General features: G+C 66.8%; 16 protein-coding genes and 1 tRNA gene. 7 read left to right on the forward strand and 10 right to left on the reverse strand.

The genetic code is table 11. The features are described from left to right. Positions 1-55: 55 nt before the first annotated feature. Both AC3WJI_RS12745 and AC3WJI_RS12750 read left to right on the forward strand, forming a co-directional pair. Positions 56-3,139: a TonB-dependent receptor plug domain-containing protein gene (locus AC3WJI_RS12745; protein ID WP_492757649.1), complete on the forward strand. Its 3,084-nt coding sequence runs from the start codon at positions 56-58 to the stop codon at positions 3,137-3,139. A gap of 9 nt (positions 3,140-3,148) precedes the next feature. Next, positions 3,149-4,735: a rhamnogalacturonidase gene (locus tag AC3WJI_RS12750; RefSeq protein WP_492757650.1), complete on the forward strand. Its 1,587-nt coding sequence runs from the start codon at positions 3,149-3,151 to the stop codon at positions 4,733-4,735. 22 nt (positions 4,736-4,757) lie between these two features. On the opposite strand, the gene AC3WJI_RS12755 is transcribed toward AC3WJI_RS12750, so the two are convergent. The 4 genes from AC3WJI_RS12755 to AC3WJI_RS12770 all read right to left on the reverse strand — a co-directional run bounded on the left by AC3WJI_RS12755 (position 4,758) and on the right by AC3WJI_RS12770 (position 9,133). Then, on the reverse strand, positions 4,758-5,654 hold the full coding sequence (locus AC3WJI_RS12755; protein WP_492757651.1) for a hypothetical protein: 897 nt from the start codon (positions 5,652-5,654) through the stop codon (positions 4,758-4,760). A gap of 76 nt (positions 5,655-5,730) precedes the next feature. Beyond that, positions 5,731-7,155 (reverse strand): aldehyde dehydrogenase family protein, encoded by a 1,425-nt coding sequence (locus tag AC3WJI_RS12760; protein WP_492757652.1) that lies wholly within the window; start codon positions 7,153-7,155, stop codon positions 5,731-5,733. A gap of 134 nt (positions 7,156-7,289) precedes the next feature. After that, the gene (gene glnA / locus AC3WJI_RS12765; protein WP_492757653.1) at positions 7,290-8,702 is read right to left on the reverse strand and encodes a type I glutamate--ammonia ligase; all 1,413 of its coding nucleotides are present in this window, start codon (positions 8,700-8,702) and stop codon (positions 7,290-7,292) included. Positions 8,703-8,794: 92 nt separating this feature from the next. Beyond that, positions 8,795-9,133, reverse strand: a complete 339-nt coding sequence (locus tag AC3WJI_RS12770; RefSeq protein ID WP_294092475.1) for a P-II family nitrogen regulator — start codon at positions 9,131-9,133, stop codon at positions 8,795-8,797. 250 nt (positions 9,134-9,383) lie between these two features. Here AC3WJI_RS12770 and AC3WJI_RS12775 point away from each other — a divergent pair, with 250 nt between their 5' ends. The 4 genes from AC3WJI_RS12775 (at position 9,384) to AC3WJI_RS12790 (ending at position 11,546) form a co-directional block, all read left to right on the forward strand. Next, entirely contained in the window at positions 9,384-9,611 is a 228-nt protein-coding gene (locus AC3WJI_RS12775; protein ID WP_492757654.1) for a hypothetical protein, read from the forward strand. 146 nt (positions 9,612-9,757) lie between these two features. Then, positions 9,758-10,711, forward strand: coding sequence for a hypothetical protein (locus AC3WJI_RS12780; protein WP_492757655.1), 954 nt, complete (start codon positions 9,758-9,760; stop codon positions 10,709-10,711). Positions 10,712-10,867: 156 nt separating this feature from the next. Then, positions 10,868-11,242, forward strand: a complete 375-nt coding sequence (locus AC3WJI_RS12785) for a hypothetical protein (RefSeq protein WP_492757656.1) — start codon at positions 10,868-10,870, stop codon at positions 11,240-11,242. A gap of 4 nt (positions 11,243-11,246) precedes the next feature. Then, positions 11,247-11,546: a hypothetical protein gene (locus AC3WJI_RS12790; RefSeq protein WP_492757657.1), complete on the forward strand. Its 300-nt coding sequence runs from the start codon at positions 11,247-11,249 to the stop codon at positions 11,544-11,546. A gap of 6 nt (positions 11,547-11,552) precedes the next feature. On the opposite strand, the gene map is transcribed toward AC3WJI_RS12790, so the two are convergent. Continuing rightward, positions 11,553-12,377, reverse strand: a complete 825-nt coding sequence (map, locus tag AC3WJI_RS12795; RefSeq protein WP_492757658.1) for a type I methionyl aminopeptidase — start codon at positions 12,375-12,377, stop codon at positions 11,553-11,555. A 53-nt stretch (positions 12,378-12,430) separates the two neighbouring features. Here map and AC3WJI_RS12800 point away from each other — a divergent pair, with 53 nt between their 5' ends. Then, positions 12,431-13,222: a competence/damage-inducible protein A gene (locus AC3WJI_RS12800; RefSeq protein ID WP_492757659.1), complete on the forward strand. Its 792-nt coding sequence runs from the start codon at positions 12,431-12,433 to the stop codon at positions 13,220-13,222. On the opposite strand, the gene AC3WJI_RS12805 is transcribed toward AC3WJI_RS12800, so the two are convergent. The 5 genes from AC3WJI_RS12805 to AC3WJI_RS12825 form a co-directional block, all read right to left on the reverse strand. Next, entirely contained in the window at positions 13,189-14,574 is a 1,386-nt protein-coding gene (locus tag AC3WJI_RS12805) for a M20/M25/M40 family metallo-hydrolase (RefSeq protein WP_492757660.1), read from the reverse strand. The genes AC3WJI_RS12800 and AC3WJI_RS12805 overlap by 34 nt on opposite strands. 26 nt (positions 14,575-14,600) lie before the next feature. Continuing rightward, positions 14,601-14,674 (reverse strand) — tRNA-Gly (locus tag AC3WJI_RS12810). 153 nt (positions 14,675-14,827) lie between these two features. Next, complete coding sequence (locus AC3WJI_RS12815; protein ID WP_492757661.1) at positions 14,828-15,889, reverse strand: SDR family oxidoreductase; 1,062 nt, start codon at positions 15,887-15,889, stop codon at positions 14,828-14,830. A gap of 16 nt (positions 15,890-15,905) precedes the next feature. Next, entirely contained in the window at positions 15,906-17,024 is a 1,119-nt protein-coding gene (locus AC3WJI_RS12820) for a glycoside hydrolase family 130 protein (protein WP_492757662.1), read from the reverse strand. Further along, positions 17,021-17,800, reverse strand: coding sequence for an SDR family oxidoreductase (locus AC3WJI_RS12825; RefSeq protein ID WP_492757663.1), 780 nt, complete (start codon positions 17,798-17,800; stop codon positions 17,021-17,023). Before AC3WJI_RS12825 ends, AC3WJI_RS12820 begins: the two co-directional genes overlap by 4 nt. Positions 17,801-17,803 lie beyond the last annotated feature (3 nt).

Consider the following 17,803-nt stretch of genomic DNA (forward strand, 5'->3'; position numbering starts at 1 on the left):
GACCCGTTTTTGCTCCTCGAGACGCCGGCGCGTGGTGATGGAGGGGAATATCGACATGAAAATTCTGGATATGCGTTCGCGCCTGCTGTGCGGGGCTGCACTTGCCGCGGCCGGGCTTTTGCAGGCCATGCCGGCTTTTGCCCAAACCGAAGCGACGGCAGCGCAGACCGAGGCGGATGCGCCCGCAGAGGCGCAGGAGAGCGAGATCGTCGTCACCGGATCGCGCATCGCGCGGACCGGCTTCGATGCCTCGACCCCCGTCAACGTCGTCGGTGCCGAGGACATCAAGCTCTCGGGCAATCTCAACGTCGAGAAGACGCTCGCCCAATTGCCCCAGGCGGTCGGCTCGCAGCTCGGCAGCGCGACCTCGAACACCGTGCCGGGCGGCTTTGCCGACGTGAACCTTCGCGGCTTCGGCGCGACGCGCAACCTCGTGCTGGTCAACGGCCGGCGTTATGCGATCTACGGCCCGGAGCAGGTCGTCGACCTCAACACCATCCCCTCGACCCTGATCGCGCGGACCGAGATCGTCACCGGCGGCTCCTCGGCGGTGTACGGATCGGACGCGATCACCGGCGTGGTCAATTTCATCACGCGCGACGACTTCCAGGGCATCGAGACGCGGATGCAGCTCAACGTCGACTATCCGACCGGGACGCCGGTCTACAATGTCGACCTGACCGCGGGGACCAACTTCGCCGACGGACGCGGCAACATCGTCGTCTCGGGCAATTATCTGATGCGCAACAGCATCACCCGCGGCGAGCGCGGCGACTTCGCGTTCGAATCGTTGTCCGACGGCTGCATCGTTCCGGGATCGGGCGGGCGCAACACTTCGGGTTCGCCTTTCGCGGTGCCGGCGGGGCAGACCTGCACTTCGGCGGGCGGCGAGCTCGGCTTCCTCGCGGGCGGATCGGGCGACATTCCCAATGGCCGCTTCTCCGGCATCCCGGCGGCGGGCGGCTCGAACGCAGCGCTCAACGCGGCCTATGCCGCGGCGGGGCTGAGCGGGCTCGGCTCGCGCGGCTTCACCTTCAACAGCGGCGGAACGGCAGCGCGCCCGGCGATCACCCCGCAGGACGATTTCAACCTCGGCCCCGACAATTACCTGATCCAGCCGCAGGAGCGCTGGATGGTCAACAGCTTCGCGCATTACGACCTGACCGACAAGATCACGGCGTATATGGAGCTGCATTACTCGCGCAATAAGGTCGCGGCGCGGCTGGCGCCGACCAATGTCGGCTCGCCGACCTTGTTCAACGTCAACAATCCCTATCTGAGCCCGCAGCTGCAGGAGGTGTTCCGCCAGCTGGACCTCGCCGAGACCGGCACCACCACGGTGACCAGCGGCACCGCGACGCGCACCACCGTTCGCGGCGACGGCCTCGCGCTCGTCACGGCGGGGCGGCGCTATGTCGAGGTCGGCCCGCGCAAGGCCACCGAGACGCGCGACGTCTATCGCGGCGCCTGGGGCATTCGCGGCGACATTGGCAGCGTCTCGGACAATGTGCTGAGCAACTTGAAGTTCGACGTCTATTACACCCACTCGCGCAGCGAGAACACGCTGCTGCTCCAGAATGCGCTGTCGCGCAGCCAGCTCCAGGCGTCGCTGCTGTCGGTCGGCGGCGCCGCGCCGGTGTGCAACATCTTCGGGCAGAACATCTCGCAGGCGTGCATCAGCGCGATCTCGATCGGCGCGACCAACCGCACGGTGGCGACCCAGCAGGTCGCGCAGGCGAGCCTGACCGGCGACCTGTTCACCTTGCCCGCCGGGCCGCTCGGCTTCTCGGTCGGCGGGGAATGGCGCAAGACCAGCGCGACCTTCTCGCCCGATACGTATCTGGCCTCGGGCGATGTCGCGGGCTTCAATCCCGGGCTGCCGACCAAGGGCAGCGTCACGGTCAAGGAAGTGTTCGGCGAAGTCCGCGTGCCGCTGATCCACGATACGCCGCTGATCCAGAGCCTCGTCGCGAACGGCGCGTTCCGCTATTCCGACTATGATCTCGACGGGATCGGCGGCGTGTGGACCTATCTCGGCGGAGTCGACTGGAAGGTCAGCCCCGACATCGCCTTCCGCGGCCAGTATCAGCGCGCGATCCGTGCGCCGAACGTCGGCGAATTGTTCGGCGGCACCACGCGCGTGGTCGGCGTCGCCACCGATCCGTGCTCGAGCCGCGCGCCGGTCGCGCAGCAGACCGAGGCGGTGCGCGCAGTGTGCATCGCCACCGGCGTCCCCGCCGGCCAGGTGTTCGCCGCGAGCGTCCAGCCCAACACGATCTTCCCGGCCGATTTCGGCGGCAACCCGAACCTCGGCGCGGAGAAGTCCGACACCTACACCGTCGGCGTGGTGCTGACCCCGCGCTTCGCGCCGCGGCTGTCGATCAGCGTCGACTATTTCAACATCACGCTCAACGGCGCGATCGCGTCGCTGGGCGGCGGTCTCCAGAACACGCTCAACCTGTGCTATAACATCCTCCAGGACGCCAATAGCGAGTTCTGCCAGGCGATCCGGCGCAGCCCGACCACCGGCGAGATCAACGACCCCTATGTCGCGCAAATCCGCAACGCCAATACCGGTGCGCTCAAGACCTCGGGGATCGACATCGCCGCGCGCTATCATTTCGGGCTGGGCTTCAATCCGTTCGGCGGTACCAGCTCGTTCGACCTGAGCACCAACGTCACCTATCTCCACGAATTCACTTCGACCCCGGTCGAGGCCTTCCCCGACATCAAGAATTATTGCGCGGGATCGTTCGGGCCGACCTGCGGCCAGCCGCTGCCGAACTGGCGCGCAATCAGCCGGGTTACGTGGAACATGGGCGACGATTTCAGCCTCAGCCTGCGCCACCGCTATATCGGCAAGGTCACCACCGACCGCTACATCCTGCCGACGCGCTCGGGCTCGGCTTCGGCGCCTTCGCTATCGAGCATCGCCTATCCGACACTGTCGGCGCAGAACTATTTCGACGTGTCGTTCGACTTGGACGTCAACGACAAGGTCGAGGTGTTCGGGGGCGTGAACAACGTCACCGGCAAGCTGCCGCCGGTAACGACGCAGGGCCCGAACTCGAATACCTGGGCGGCGACCTATGACGTGCTCGGGAGCGAGTTCTTCCTCGGCGCGACGTTCAAGTTCTAGAAGGGCGGCATGATCCTCGACCGGCGCAACCTGCTTCTCGGCGGCACGATCGGTGCGGCGGCATTGCTGGGCGGGCGCCCGGCGGCCGCCGCGCTGCGCGAGGCGGCGCGCGGGCGCGGCTGGATCGACGTGCGCGACTTCGGCGCCAAGGGTGACGGCGTCGCGATCGACAGCCCGGCGATCAACAAGGCGATCGATCACGCCGCAGCGCGCGGTGGCGGGACGGTGTGGTTCCCGGCGGGCACCTATGCCAGCTACACGGTCCGGCTGAAGAGCCGCATCACGCTCCATCTCGACAATGGCGCGACGTTGCTCGCCGCGCCGGCGCCGCAGGACGGGCGCGGCGGTTACGACTTGGCCGAGCCGATCGACCCGGCGATCGCGGGCTTCCAGGATTTCGGGCACAGCCATTGGCGCAACAGCCTGATCTGGGGCGAGGGGCTCCATGATATCGCGATCACCGGGCAGGGGTTGATCTGGGGCAAGGGGCTCGGGCGCGGCGATGGCAAGGACGCCTGGCTCAAGGACCCCAATGGCCCGGGCACCGGCAACAAGGCGATCGGGCTCAAGAATTGCCGCAACGTGACGCTGAGTGATTTCAAGATATTGGAGGGCGGCTGGTTCGCGCTGCTCGCCACCGGCGTCGACAACCTCACGATCGACAATCTGCTGGTCGACACCAATCGCGACGGCTTCGATATCGACTGCTGCAAGAATGTCCGCGTGTCGAACTGCACGGTCAATTCGCCGTGGGACGACGCGATCTGCCCGAAGAGCAGCTATGCGCTGGGCGAACCGCGCGTGACCGAGAACGTCACGATCTCGAACTGCCTGGTCACCGGCAACTACCAGGTCGGATCGGTGCTCGACGGCACGTGGCGCAAGATGCCGCCCGAATTCGCCAAGGACATTCATGGCCGGATCAAGTTTGGCACCGAGACCAATGGCGGCTTCCGCAACATCACCATCACCAACTGCATCTTCGAGGACAGCCGCGGGCTGGCGTTCCAGACCGTCGATGGCGGGATGGTCGAGGACGTGACGGTCTCGAACCTGACGATGCGCGGGATCGTCAACGCGCCAATCTTCCTGCGGCTCGGCAAGCGCATGCGCGGGCCGGCGGGGCGGCCGATCGGGACGATGCGGCGGATATCGATCGAGAACGTCGTGAGCTCGGGGGCGAACCTGCTGCCCTCGGTGATTGCCGGGCTCGCCGAGCAGCCGATCGAGGATATCCGGCTGTCGAACCTCTACCTCCAGCATGTCGGTGGGGCGCCGGCGGCGATGGCGCGACTGCAGCCGCCGGAGGCCGAGCTCGGCTATCCCGAGGCGACGATGTTCGGCGACCTGCCCGCGACGGGGTTCTTCATCCGTCATGCGCGGCGCGTGTCAATGCGCGACGTCGAAGTAGCGGTGGCCGCGCCCGATCCGCGGCCCGCGTTCCGGCTGGAGGATGTGGCAGACGCGGATTTCGTCGGGGTGCGGGTGCCGAAGGGGCCGGCGTTTTCGCTGGAGGGAGTCGTCGGGTTCCGGAGCACGGGGAGCCGGTGGGTGAGGGACCGCGTGGCCGACGGGGCGATTTCGGGGATATTCTAACACGCCGCGATTGCCGCGCGCGTCAGTTGCCCGCAGCGGGCTCGGCAAGAGTCTTACCGAGTTCGCGTCGCATCTCGGCACGTTGCGCATTGGCGCGAAGTTCGGGCCGGGTGCTATAATAAGCGTGCAGCATCCCCATGTCCCATTCGGTAAGCGACAGAGGCACTTCGCTGCCCATCGGCGCCTCGATCGCTCGGAGGATGCTTGGCGTCGTCGAACCGGCGAGTTTGTTCGGGTCGCCGCGAAGCAAAGTGCGCATTGTGGCATAGTCGGCGACCTGCGTAACGCTGAGCCCGTCCAGCGCGCCGGTCTCGATCACGACCACCGCTGCGAACGTCGACGTGCGTGCAGACCTGGTGATCCGCGACGCCTGTCGCGTGGTACGATTGAAATACACGCCCTTACCGCCGCCGAAATCCTCGCTCGCCAGCTCGACTCCGTCAGCATTGCGCGGCCTCCCGGCGATCTGCCACGCTGCGGCCGGGCCGGGCGATTGGGCGAGCCGGCGCACTTCGCTCTTGGGCACTCCGGCCAGGAAAGCGGGATGGCGGCGCGCGAGCGTCTCGATCAGCACGCGCTTGTCGCGGGTCGCGAGCAGCAGGGTGTTGGGCAGGCAATGGTCGCCGCCGACGCGAAGGCCCGCGGCGCGCGCGACGCGGCGCATGCGCTGCACAAGCGCGTCGCGCTGGCGGGGTTCGAAGCCGGCCGCGCCGGGGCAAATCTCGCTCTCGAAGCGGCTGAGTTCGCCCGGGCTCGAGGTCGGGGTGAGCGCGGCGACGAAATCGGTGATTTCCTGCTCGACGGTGCGGTTGGCGGTAATGACAACCTGCGGTTCGGACTGGTCCTGCGCGAGCCCGGGGCCCGCGATCGTCAGCGAGAAGACAGCCAGGCAGAGGCGGGCGAGGGCAGACTTCGGCATCGATGGCTCCGTTGGCGGGACCGGATACGCGATATTAGCGAGGCCGCGGGGCGAAGGATAGCGCGTGCACGGCGCGTCAGGCGAATACTCCGACCACGGCCTTGACCTCGAGGAACTCCGCCAGCCCGAACTTGCCGTGCTCGCGGCCGTTGCCCGATTGCTTGTAGCCGCCAAAGGGCAGGTTCGGGTCGGGCTGGCCGCCATTGACATAGACCATGCCGGCGCGGAGCCGCGGCGCGACGCGCTTGACGCTCTCCGCATCGCCGAACAGCACCGCCGAGAGGCCGTAATCGGTGTCGTTGGCGATGCGGATCGCGTCCTCCTCGTCGTCATAGGGAATGATCGTAACGACCGGGCCGAAAATCTCCTCGCGCGCGATCGTCATGTCGTTGCGCACGTTCGAGAAGAGCGTCGGCTTGACGAAATAGCCGGTCTCGATTCCGTCGGGCCGGCCGGGACCGCCGGCCTCGAGCTTGGCGCCTTCTTCGAGCCCCTTGGCGATGAGGCCCTGGATCTTGTCCCATTGCGTTTTGTTGACGACCGGGCCGAGATGGCGCCCTTCCTCGGACGGGTCGCCAGTCTGGGTGGCATTCATCATCTCGGCGGCGAGCGTCGCGACCTGGTCCTGCAGATGCCTGGGCACGAGCAACCGGGCGGGGGCGATGCAGCTCTGGCCCGAGTTCATCAGCACGCTGAACAGGGTGCCGGGCACGGCCTTGGCCAAATCGGCGCTCTCGAGCACCACCGAGGGCGACTTGCCGCCCAATTCCTGGTGGACGCGCTTGACCGTGTCGGCGGCGTTCTTGGCGACGAGGATGCCCGCGCGGGTCGAGCCAGTGAAGCTGACCATGTCGACGCCGGGGTGGCGGGACAGCGCAGTGCCGACACCGGGGCCGTCGCCGTTGACGAGGTTGAACACGCCCGCGGGGACGCCGGCGGCTTCGAGCACTTCGGCGAAGATCGCGGCGCAGCCCGGGGCTTCCTCGGAGGGCTTGAGCACCATGGTGCAACCGGCGGCGAGTGCGGGGGCGACCTTCGAGACGATCTGGTTGAGCGGCCAGTTCCACGGGGTGATCATCGCGACGACGCCGATGGGTTCGTGGACGACGAGGCTGTTGCCGATCTGCTCCTCGAAGGCGAAGCTGCGCAGCGCCTCGATCGCGGCCTTGAAATGGCCGATGCCCGAGCCGACCTGCGCGGTCCTGGCGAGGCTGAGCGGGGCGCCCATTTCGAGGCTGATCGCCTCGGCCATGTCGGCGGCGCGTGCCTTATAGGCCTCGACGATGCGTTCGATCAGCGCGATACGGTCGTCGACACTGGTCCGGGAGTAGCTTTCGAACGCACGTTTCGCTGCGGCGACGGCCTTGTCGACGTCCGCAGCGGAGCCGAGCGTGATCTCGGTGACTGCAGTCTCGGTCGCCGGATTGATCACTTCGTGGCGCGTGCCGCCGTCGCTCTCGACCCAGGCGCCGTCGATATAGTGCTTCAGGTTGCTGCGCATCCGCCTCTCCGATTCGAATTTTCGGTATGGCGTCTAGATGGCGGGCGGGCGATGCGGTTGCAAGCTACAACGCGCAACGCAAAACGCCCGGACCTCTCGGCCCGGGCGTCCTGCTGTCCGAACGGATCCGAGGATCAGGCCGAATAATACATGTCGTATTCGACCGGGCTCGGCGTCATCTCCCAGCGGGCGACTTCGGCGCGCTTGATCTCGACATAAGCGGCGATCTGGTCGCGGCTGAAGACGTCGCCCTTCAGGAGGAAGTCCTGGTCGGCTTCGAGGCTGTCGAGCGCTTCGCGGAGCGATGCGCAGACGGTCGGGACCTGCTCGAGCTCGGCCGGGGGCAGGTCGTACAGGTTCTTGTCCATCGGGTCGCCCGGGTGGATCTTGTTCTGGATGCCGTCCAGGCCCGCCATCAGCAGCGCGGCATAAGCGAGGTACGGATTGGCGAGCGCGTCCGGGAAGCGGAATTCGACGCGCTTGGCCTTGCTGCCCGCGCCGTACGGGATGCGGCACGAGGCCGAGCGGTTGCGCGACGAGTAAGCGAGCAGCACCGGCGCTTCGTAACCCGGGACCAGCCGCTTGTAGCTGTTGGTCGACGGGTTGGTGAAGGCGTTCAATGCCTTGGCGTGCTTGATCACGCCGCCGATGAAATAGAGGCACATGTCGCTGAGGCCCGCATAGCCGTTGCCGGCGAACAGCGGGTTGCCCTTATCCCAGATCGAAATGTGGGTGTGCATGCCTGAGCCGTTATCTTCCTTGATCGGCTTGGGCATGAAGGTCGCGGTCTTGCCATAGGCATGCGCGACCTGGTGCACGACGTACTTGTAGATCTGCATGCGGTCGGCGGTCTCGACCAGCGTGCCGAAGGTCAGGCCGAGCTCGTGCTGCGCGGCGGCGACTTCGTGGTGGTGCTTGTCGCAGGGCAGGCCCATTTCGAGCATCGTCGCGACCATCTCGCCGCGGATGTCGACGGCGCTGTCGACAGGGGCGACGGGGAAGTAGCCGCCCTTGGCGCGCGGACGGTGGCCGAGATTGCCGCCTTCATATTCCTTGCCCGAGTTGCCGGGCAGCTCGACATCGTCGATTGCGTAATAGCTGGTCGAATAGCTGTTCTCGAAGCGGACGTCGTCGAACATGAAGAATTCGGCCTCGGGGCCGACATAGACGGTGTCGCCGATGCCGAGCGTCTTGAGATAGGCTTCCGAGCGCTTGGCGGTGCTGCGCGGATCGCGCGCGTAGAGTTCTCCGGTCGAGGGCTCGACGACGTCGCAGACGAGGATCAGCATCGGGGTGGCCGAGAACGGATCGACCCAGACCGCGTCGAGATCGGGCTTGAGGATCATGTCGGACTCGTTGATCGCCTTCCAGCCTTCGATCGAGGAGCCGTCGAACATCAGGCCGTCGGTCAGCTCGTCCTCGCCGATCACCTTGGCGACCATGGTGAGGTGCTGCCACTTGCCCTTGGGATCGGTGAAGCGAAGGTCAATCCACTCGATCTCGTGCTCCTTCACCATCTTCAGCACGTCATTGGCCGAATTCGCCATCGCTAAACCCTTTCGCTCTCTTTCGTGTGCCCGACGAATCGGGCAATAAAATTACTTTTGCCAACGCCGCAATATTACAGTGCTGCGCTGCGTCAAATCGCGTTTTCGTTGCGTTCGCCGGTGCGGATGCGCAGCGCGGTTTCGACCGGGATGACGAAAATCTTGCCGTCGCCGATCCGGCCCGTCTGGGCGGCGGCGGCAATCGCCTCGACCACGCGCTCGGCAAGGGCGTCCTCGACGACGACCTCGAGCTTCACCTTGGGGAGGAAATCGACGACATATTCGGCGCCGCGATAGAGCTCGGTATGCCCCTTCTGGCGGCCGAAGCCCTTGGCCTCGGTGACGGTGATCCCGCTGACGCCGACTTCGTGCAGCGCCTCCTTCACTTCATCGAGCTTGAACGGCTTGATGATCGCTTCGATCTTTTTCACGTGTTCCCCCAAAGGAGTGAGGCAGAGCTCCCCGTAGCGCGCGTCTGGCAACATCCGTGCCAGAGGCGGAGTCGAGGATATGCCTCGGGTCGCACGCTGCGCCGCGCATAACAAGTGCCTGTCAAACGGGCAGTGGCCGTCAGGCTGCCCGATTGCGCGGCAGCGGCCGCTGCGCCGCTGACATCGTTACGACGCGGGAACATAGGTTAGGATTGCACGTTTCCGCATGTGATCTGAAAACGAGATTCATATGCTGAACGTGCCTATGAACATGCCTGCGGAGTTGCACCATCTGGGCCCAGCCGCGGCCGGACACAATCGCGTGACGCGGGCGCCGCTGGTGATCCTCGCTTATGGCCTGCGGGCGATGGAGCCGGGGCGGCGGGAGCAATTCGTGATCCGCAGCCCGCTCGGCGACCTGACCGCCATCGAGGCGGAGGCGGCGCTTCGCGACTGGCACGCGCCGCGCGCCGGCTGAGATTGGTGCCGGTCGCATTCGCCGGATCGTGATGTCGGTGCGGTGAAGCGTATTCCCTCGCATGCGCCGACGCTCGCCATCCGAAAGGATCTGTATTAGTCCCGCGCCACGCGATCGCGTATCCGGGCAGCGAGGGGGACACCGCTATGAAGATCAGGAAGCTATTGGCGCTGGCTGCGGCGTGCGCCGCTTTGTCGGCAGGGGCTGCGCCGGCGCAGGCGCAGTTCGGCGGCCTGGGTGGGCTTGGCGGACTGGCCAAGAAGGCCGGGATCGGACTTCCCAGCCTGCAAAAAGCGCCGATCAGCACGAGCCTCAAGGATGCCAGATGGGGGGCGCCCGACCAGGACGGCTTCACCCCGCGCGAGGCCAAGCGCTCGCTGATGCAGCTGCAGCGTACCCCAAATGGCGGCTTCGTCCTGCAGCAGGGCTATTATGAGTTCCACGACCAGAGCTATTGCCTGCATGCCGGCACGCACGGGCCGGGCGGCGGCGATGGCTATCTGTTCGGCCCGACCAGGGGCTCGGCCGAAGATGCCGTGATGTCGATCGTGCGCAATTCGGTGAACCATCCCGAGATCGACCAGCATGACATCCAGACCTTGCTCTGGGCGATCGTCGCGCGCGCCAAGTTCGAGGATCTGTCGACCGAGCACAAGGCGATTGCCGCGCGGCTGCTGACTCCGCGCCAGCTCGCCTCGCTCAACCGCAATGCGCTCGACATGCTGACCACGGGGCCGCTGGCCGACAATCTGCCGAGCGGCCTTCGCCAGGTGCTCCAGGCCGAGGCCGATCTGCGCCGGATGCTGACGTCGCCGGGAACGAGCTTCGCCGAGCTCGAGCGCGTCGCGGTGCTCGCCGGCGCGGCCGGGATCGGCCCGGGCAGCCAGGAAGTGCCGACGGGCCGCTGGAGCCTGCATCCGGACGGCTATTACATCCGCTATCTGCCGCAAAGCTACAGCAACACCGTGGTCAACATCTGGGTGCCGCAGGGCAGTCCGGCGGTGGGCAAGGAATATGATCCGGCGACCCATATCGCGGTGCCGGGGAATACCAGCCGCCAGCGGCTGATCCAGTCGGGACGGGCGTACGGGGCACGCTGAGCGAACCGGGACTTCGGGCGTAACGGCTAGGAATGCATGCCCGAACGGGGAGGGGATAGGATGCGCATACCTCTATTCGGTCGGAAGGTTCCAGCTGCGCCCGCTCCGCCGCCACCGCCGGTTGAGCAGGAAAATGAGAAGCGGGGCCACGCGGCCGTGTTGGCACACCTGCGCGAAAGGGACGCGGCGGAGCCGTTCGCCCGCTTGCAGCTCGCCGGGCGGGTGCTGTTCGACCTCACCTGCAGGATGATCCAGAACGAACGCGGCGTGCGCATCGAGGACGCGCTGGCCATCCTCGCCTCCACCGGGGGCTTCGCTTGCATACACAGCACCCTGACGCTGCTCGCTGCGCGGGGCGAGAGGCGCGAGGACGGGGGGATCGCCACCGCGCAGGGTGCGGACGGCAACGCCTATCTGTTCGGCGACCTGCCCAATCGGATGCTAATCGAAAGCGAGCATGCGTTGCTCAGCCTTGCCATTGGGCGCGGCGCAACATCTCGGCGGGCAGGTTTCGCTCGACATGGTGCATGATGCGATGCGGCATGTCGCGGGCAGCGTTGGGGGAGCCGAGTTCGGCGTGCCGCGGGTGCCGCCGCAGCACCAGCCCGGCGACCTGCCGGTCAACTATGTCCGCCATCTCTGGCCGAATATCATCGAGGCGCTCGATCTCTACGAAGTACCAGTCGAGCGGCGGCCCGCCGCGATCGGCTTTGCGCTGCAGCAGGCAATCGAGGCCGGCAAGGAGGCGCTTGATCCGACGATTTCGGCACTGATCGTCGTCGAGTGCGCTGCGCCTATGGCCAAACTCGATCCCGCAAGGTTCGACTGGGCCTGACGCGGGTCAATAAGGCGGGTTGTGGAGGCCCTTGGGGCTGGTGGTGAAGATCTCGCAGCCCGTCTCGGTAATGCCGATCGAATGCTCGAACTGCGCCGAGAGCGAGCGGTCGCGGGTCACGGCGGTCCAGCCGTCGTCGAGCAGCTTCACGTCGGGGCGGCCGATGTTGATCATCGGCTCGACCGTGAAGAACATCCCCGGGCGCAGCTCGGGGCCGGTGCCCGGGCGGCCGACATGGACGACCTCAGGCGCGTCGTGGAACACCTGGCCGAGCCCGTGCCCGCAGAAATCGCGGACGACGCCGTAGCGGTGCTTCTCGGCATGGCGCTGGATCGCGTGGCTGATGTCGCCGAGATGATTGCCCGGCTTGGCCTGCTCCAGACCCAGCATCAGGCACTCATAGGTCACGTCGACGAGGCGGCGCGCCTTGATCGGCACGTTGCCGACCAGATACATCCGGCTGGTGTCGCCATGCCAGCCGCCGAGCATCGGGGTGACGTCGATATTGACGATGTCGCCGTCCTTGAGCGTCTTCTCGCTCGGAATGCCGTGGCAGACGACATGGTTTATCGAAATGCAGCAGCTGTGCGTGTAGCCACGATAGCCGAGCGTCGCAGGGACGCCGCCGGCGGCGATTGTCATGTTGCGCACGATGTCGTCGAGTTCGGCGGTGGTGACGCCCGGAACGACGTGGGGGACGAGCGCGTCGAGGATCTCCGCGGCGAGGCGGCCCGCCTTGCGCATGCCTTCAAAGCCTGCGGGCCCGTGGAGCTTGATCGCGCCGTCGCGCGCCTGCGGCATGTCTTCGGTGACGGTGACATATTCGGTCATGGTCGGCGATATAGGCGTTTGCGCCACGGTTTGCGAGGCTCTAGGCCGGGCAAATGAGCGAGCGCATCTGGACCGCGGCATTGGTGGTGATCGGCGACGAGATCCTCTCGGGTCGGACGCAGGACAAGAATGTCGCGCAGCTCGCGAGCTGGCTCAACGTCCAGGGGATCCGGCTGCGCGAGGTGCGGGTGGTGCCCGATGTCGAGAGCGCGATCGTCGAGGCGGTCAACGCGCTCAGGGCGCGCGACGACTATCTGTTCACCACCGGCGGGATCGGGCCGACGCACGACGACATCACCGTCGATGCGATCGCGGTCGCATTGGGGGTGCCGGTGGTGGTGCATCCGGAGGCGCGCGGGGTGCTGGAGCATTATTATGAGACGCGCGGCGGGCTGACCGATGCGCGGCTGCGGATGGCGCGGGTGCCGGAGGGGGCGGACCTAATTCCCAACCGGATGTCGGGCGCGCCGGGAATCCGCTGGGGCAATGTCTTCATCCTTGCCGGTGTGCCGCACATCACCGCAGGGATGCTCGATGCGCTTACCGGCACGCTCGAGGGCGGGCTGCCGGTGCTGTCGCGGACGCTCGGCGCGTGGGTCGCCGAGAGCGAGATCGCCGACATGCTCGGCGCCACCGAGCGCGCGCATCCCGGCGTGTCGATCGGCAGCTATCCATTCTTCCGCGACGGGCGGACGGGGGCGAACTTCGTCGTGCGGGCTACCGAGCAGGAGTTGGTGGACCGGACGGTGGAGGCGCTGGCCGAGGGGCTGCGCGCGGCGGGGAACAGCAGTTTCAGCGCGTCGGCTGGAACCTACTTCGCCAGGTCGCGGATCACCGCTTTGTAGAAGGTCACCGCCGGGCCGATCTCGCCGACCGGGATGCGTTCGTTGAGGCCGTGCGCGAAGCTGTCGCTCGACTTCATGAACAAGGGGCTGACGCCGTAGCTCGGCACGCCCTTGCCCCGGAACCACATGCTGTCGGTCGCGCCGGCCGACATCACCGGCACCACCGGCACGTCCGGGAAGCGGGCGTGGACCGCCTTGGCGATGACCTTGATCAACGCGGGGCGGAGCGGCGAGGCGTCGCTGGGGACCGAGCCGCTCTCGACCTTGGTGACCTTGACCGCGGGATCGGCGATCACTTCGGCAAGCTTGGCCTGCACCGCGGCGATCGGCGTGCCGGGGAAGATCCGGCAATTGATGTTGGCGGTGGCGCGCTGGGGCAGCGCGTTGGTCGCGTGGCCGGCACTGGCCATCGTCGCGACGCAGGTCGTGCCGGTCTGGCCGACATAGCCGGGATCGGCGCGCAGAACCCCGCGCGCCTCGGCATCCTCGGGATTGGCGGCGAAGCGGCGCATCGCATCGGCGAGCTTGGCATCGGGAGTGCGCGCCGCCGTCGCCGCCCAGCTCGCCTTGGTGATCTCGTTGACCTGGCCGGGGAACTCGTAGGCCGCGACCTTGTCGAGCGCGGCGGCGAGCTGATAGATCGCATTGGCCTTGCGCGGCGCGCTCGAATGGCCGCCGGGATTGGTCACGCTCAGCTCGAAATCGGCATAGGTCTTCTCGGCGCCCTGGACGCCGAACATCACCGGCTTGCCGGCCTCGTCCATGTCGCCGCCGCCGCCGTCGATGTTGAGCAGCAAGTCGGCGTCGTGGAACTGCTCGGCGAGCGCGGCGGTGGTCTTCATATTGGTCTCCTCGTCGCCCGAGAGGAGCAGCACCACGTCGCGGCCGGGCCTGAAGCCGGCACGCTTGAGGTCGATCAGCGCGGCGACGAAGGTCGAGACGTCGAACTTGTTGTCGCTCGATCCGCGCCCGAACAGATAGCCGTTCTCGACCACGGGGGTGAACGGATCGCGCTCCCAATCGGCGGGCTTGGCCTCGACCACGTCCATATGGCCCGAGATCAGGATCGGCTTGGCGCCCGCCTTGCCGGTGCCGCGATAACGCGCGACGAGATAGGCGGTGTCGCCCAGCTTCTCGATGCGAACGTCGGTGTCTGCGAACCCGCCGGCGACGAGCTGCGCCTTGAGATAGGTCGCGAAATCGAAGGTCTGGTTGCCCGGGCCGGCGACGCTGCGGAACGCGACGGCGCGCTTGAGCAGCTCGAGCGCCTGAGTCTCGGCCGGCGATCCGGTCTGCGCCTGTGCGGGCATGGCGGCGAGCGCCCCAGCGAGAAGGATCGCGAGGTGGCGCATGCGGCGAGCTCCGTTTCGGAAAGGGATGGAGCGGGTGAAGGGAATCGAACCCTCGTCGTAAGCTTGGGAAGCTTCTGCTCTACCATTGAGCTACACCCGCAAGTCACGGTGAAACCGTCACTTTATCGCAGCGAACGGTCGGTTTGCGACCGGCCCCGCAGCGATATGCCCGGCGAGTGCCATAGGACGGGCGCTCGGGTCAACATGCCGCGCGCGAATTCGCGTCCGCTGTGCGGTCCGCCGCCGGGGCACTTCAGGGGATCAGGCGGTCGGCGCGGAGCTCTGCAAACAGGTCGAAAAAGGCGTCGTCGGTCGGCTGATATTCCTTGAAGCCGAGGCGGCGGCTCTTGGACATGTCGGTGACGACTTCGATCGGGCGGCCGAGATCGGCGTCGGTGTGCCACGCCGAGGCCAGGCGAGAGAGATCGGGCTCGACCAAGCCTTCGCGCTCGGCGATGCGGCGCCAGAGCTCGGCGTCGCTGACCATCTGCTCCTCGAGCGGGCGAACCACGCCGTCGAACGGCGCCGCTTCGACCCCGAACCATTCGGCGATGCGCTGCCACATCCAGCTCCAGCGGAAGACGTCGCCATTGACGACGTTGAACGCCTGGTCGGCGGCGGCGGGGGTGGTCGCGGCCCAGAGCATGTGGCGGGCGAGCTGACGCGCGTCGGTCATGTCGGTCAGCCCGTTCCACTGCGCGGCCGAGCCGGGAAAGGTGAAGCGCCGCCCGGTCTCGCGGCAGAGGGTGGCGTAGACGGCGAGCGTGGTGCCCATGTTCATCGCATTGCCGACCGCCTTGCCGATCACGGTGTGCGGGCGATGCACGCTCCAGGTGAAGCCGTCGCGCGCGGCCGCGGCGAAGACTTCGTCCTCCTGCGCATAATAGAAATTCTCGACGTCGAGGCGCCCCTGCTCCTCGCGGAAGGGCGTCTGCGGCAACGTGCCCTTTCCATAGGCCTCGAACGGTCCCAGGTAATGTTTGAGGCCGGTGACGAGTGCGACGTGGCGCGGCCCGGTCGGCTTGGGCAGCCCGTCGAGCAGGTTGCGGACCATCGCCGAATTGACCCGGATATTCTCCGCCTCGCTGTCCTGACGCAGCCAGGTGGTGATGAACACCGCGTCGGGCGCCACGTCGCGCAGCGCCGCCGCGGTGGCGCCGGCGTCCTGGAGATCGGCCGCGACCGGCTGCACGCCGTCCTGGACGGCCGGGCGGCGGGCGAGCCCGTGCACCGTCCAGCCTTGCTCGATCAGCAGCGCCGCCGTCGCGCTGCCGACGATCCCGCTTGCGCCTACTACCAATGCCGTCCGGGTCATGTTCTTTTCCTTGCGGTCAGGCCGCGAAATGCGCCTTGGGGATGTGGGTGATCCGGCAGGCCAGGTCGGCCTCGCCCGAGGCGACGACATAATGGTCGCCGGCATCGGCGATGCCGGTGCTGAACGCTACGTCGCGGACGTACATCTTGTCCTCGAGCGGGCGGGTGAGCTCGGCATCGGGCTCGAGCAGGGGCGCGTGCTCGGTGCGGATCACCTTCGACGGATCGTCCTTGTCGAGGATCGACCAATAAGTGCGGTAGATGCCGACGATCTCCTTGGGCTCGACGCCGTGCCACAGGGTCAGCCAGCCCTGGTCGGTGAGGATCGGCGGGGTGCCGCCGCCCATCCGCGCGGTGTGCAGGGTCGCGGCGTGTGGGCGCAGGCCGGGATCGCGGTGCGGCTTCCAGTGGAGCGCGTCGGGCGATGTGGCCAAGTTGATCGATGGGCCGCCGCGCCATTCGCTGCCCGGCGGATAGGTGAAATAGAGGTCGCCCAAGGGTCGGGTCTGCGCCCAATATCTGCCCCCGATCAGCCCTTCGAAGATCAGCATGTCCTTGTTCTGATGATCGAGGACGATGTCCTCGAAGGTCCAGTCGAGCCCGTTGGTGGAGCTGTAGAGTGTGGTGCTGTGGCGCTCGGGGCTGACCGAGCAGGTCGTCATCAGCCAGCGGTCGCCGACCTTCGATACGCGCGGATCCTCGACGCCATAGCATTGGAAGCTGGCATGCGGGGCGACCGCCTTGTCGTAATGGACCGTCACTACCTCGAGCCCGTCGGGGGTGAGCTCGACGGGAAGAATCCAGGACAGCGAGGTCAGCGCCATCACCTTCCAGCGGCCGCCGCGGATCAGGAATTTGCGCGGATCTGCGGTGTCGACCTGGTCGAGCGGCCAGGCGTCGAGGACATAGCGTCCGTCGTCCCACCGTATGGCATGGACATGCCCGTCGAACACCGGCGTGCGCAATGCCTCGGCGATGCGCACGAAGATCGCGAGGTTGCCGTTGGGGAGGCGCGTGAGGGCGGGGTTGAACGCCCCCAGCACATAGGTCTCGGCGCCGAGCTGGCCGGCAAGCGGCGAGCGCGACAGGTCGACATCGTCGGGGCCGAAGACCAGCCGGTCGGTTGCGAAGCTCATCGCGTCTGCAGGCGCGGCTCGACTTGCATCAGCGTGACCGCGCTGCGTCGCGGCTGGCTGAGCATGAAGTGCGCGGCGGCGGCGATGTCCTCGGCGCGCAGCATCTCGTGCTGGTGGATCATTTCCCGCTGCTTCTCATTCGGGATGTCCGGATATTGCATGTCCGAGCCGGTGAGGCCGGGCTCGATATTGCCGACCTTGATGTCCTTTTCGGCGAGCTCCTTGCGCAGGGCCTCGGCAAAGGCCTGCACCCCGGTCTTGGTGGCGGCATAGACGGTCGATTCGCCGCCGCGCGATTGCGCCGACATCGAGCCGATGATCAGGATGTCGCTGCCCGGCTTGAGATGCTCGAGCGCGGCCTTGCCCGCAGTCATATAGGCGGTGAGGTTGGTCTCGACAATATAGGGGATGTCGTTCGCCTCGGTTTCGGAAAGCGAATCTGCCGGGATCGCGGCGTTGAGCACGGCGATGTCGATCCCGCCGAGATAGCCGGCGCCTTCGCTGACGAAGCGCTTGACCGATTCGTGGTCGGTGAGGTCGATGCTCAGCCCGTCGCCTTCGCCTACTTCGCGGATGCGGGACAGCGCGTCCTGGAGATAATTGGGGTCGCGGCCGCAGATATAGACCTTGACGCCCTCGGCGGCGAGCAGGATCGCGATGGCGCGGCCGATCCCGGTGGTGCCGCCGGTGATGATCGCCTTGCGCCCGGCGAGGCTTGGCTGCTCGGTATGCGCGTCGGCTTCGCCCTTCACGGGCGGTTCGGCGAGATCGGACATTTT

The sequence above is a fragment of the Sphingomonas sp. FW306-1B-B10E genome, assembly GCF_058782005.1.

What these genes read in the sequence shown, in the direction of transcription:
- AC3WJI_RS12745 (WP_492757649.1), top strand. Translation starts at nt 56, where the DNA reads ATGAAAATTCTGGATATGCGTTCGCGCCTGCTGTGCGGGGCTGCACTT.
- AC3WJI_RS12750 (WP_492757650.1), top strand. Translation starts at nt 3,149, where the DNA reads ATGATCCTCGACCGGCGCAACCTGCTTCTCGGCGGCACGATCGGTGCG.
- AC3WJI_RS12755 (WP_492757651.1), bottom strand. Translation starts at nt 5,654, where the DNA reads ATGCCGAAGTCTGCCCTCGCCCGCCTCTGCCTGGCTGTCTTCTCGCTG.
- AC3WJI_RS12760 (WP_492757652.1), bottom strand. Translation starts at nt 7,155, where the DNA reads ATGCGCAGCAACCTGAAGCACTATATCGACGGCGCCTGGGTCGAGAGC.
- glnA (WP_492757653.1), bottom strand. Translation starts at nt 8,702, where the DNA reads ATGGCGAATTCGGCCAATGACGTGCTGAAGATGGTGAAGGAGCACGAG.
- AC3WJI_RS12775 (WP_492757654.1), top strand. Translation starts at nt 9,384, where the DNA reads ATGCTGAACGTGCCTATGAACATGCCTGCGGAGTTGCACCATCTGGGC.
- AC3WJI_RS12780 (WP_492757655.1), top strand. Translation starts at nt 9,758, where the DNA reads ATGAAGATCAGGAAGCTATTGGCGCTGGCTGCGGCGTGCGCCGCTTTG.
- AC3WJI_RS12790 (WP_492757657.1), top strand. Translation starts at nt 11,247, where the DNA reads ATGCGGCATGTCGCGGGCAGCGTTGGGGGAGCCGAGTTCGGCGTGCCG.
- map (WP_492757658.1), bottom strand. Translation starts at nt 12,377, where the DNA reads ATGACCGAATATGTCACCGTCACCGAAGACATGCCGCAGGCGCGCGAC.
- AC3WJI_RS12800 (WP_492757659.1), top strand. Translation starts at nt 12,431, where the DNA reads ATGAGCGAGCGCATCTGGACCGCGGCATTGGTGGTGATCGGCGACGAG.
- AC3WJI_RS12805 (WP_492757660.1), bottom strand. Translation starts at nt 14,574, where the DNA reads ATGCGCCACCTCGCGATCCTTCTCGCTGGGGCGCTCGCCGCCATGCCC.
- AC3WJI_RS12815 (WP_492757661.1), bottom strand. Translation starts at nt 15,889, where the DNA reads ATGACCCGGACGGCATTGGTAGTAGGCGCAAGCGGGATCGTCGGCAGC.
- AC3WJI_RS12820 (WP_492757662.1), bottom strand. Translation starts at nt 17,024, where the DNA reads ATGAGCTTCGCAACCGACCGGCTGGTCTTCGGCCCCGACGATGTCGAC.
- AC3WJI_RS12825 (WP_492757663.1), bottom strand. Translation starts at nt 17,800, where the DNA reads ATGTCCGATCTCGCCGAACCGCCCGTGAAGGGCGAAGCCGACGCGCAT.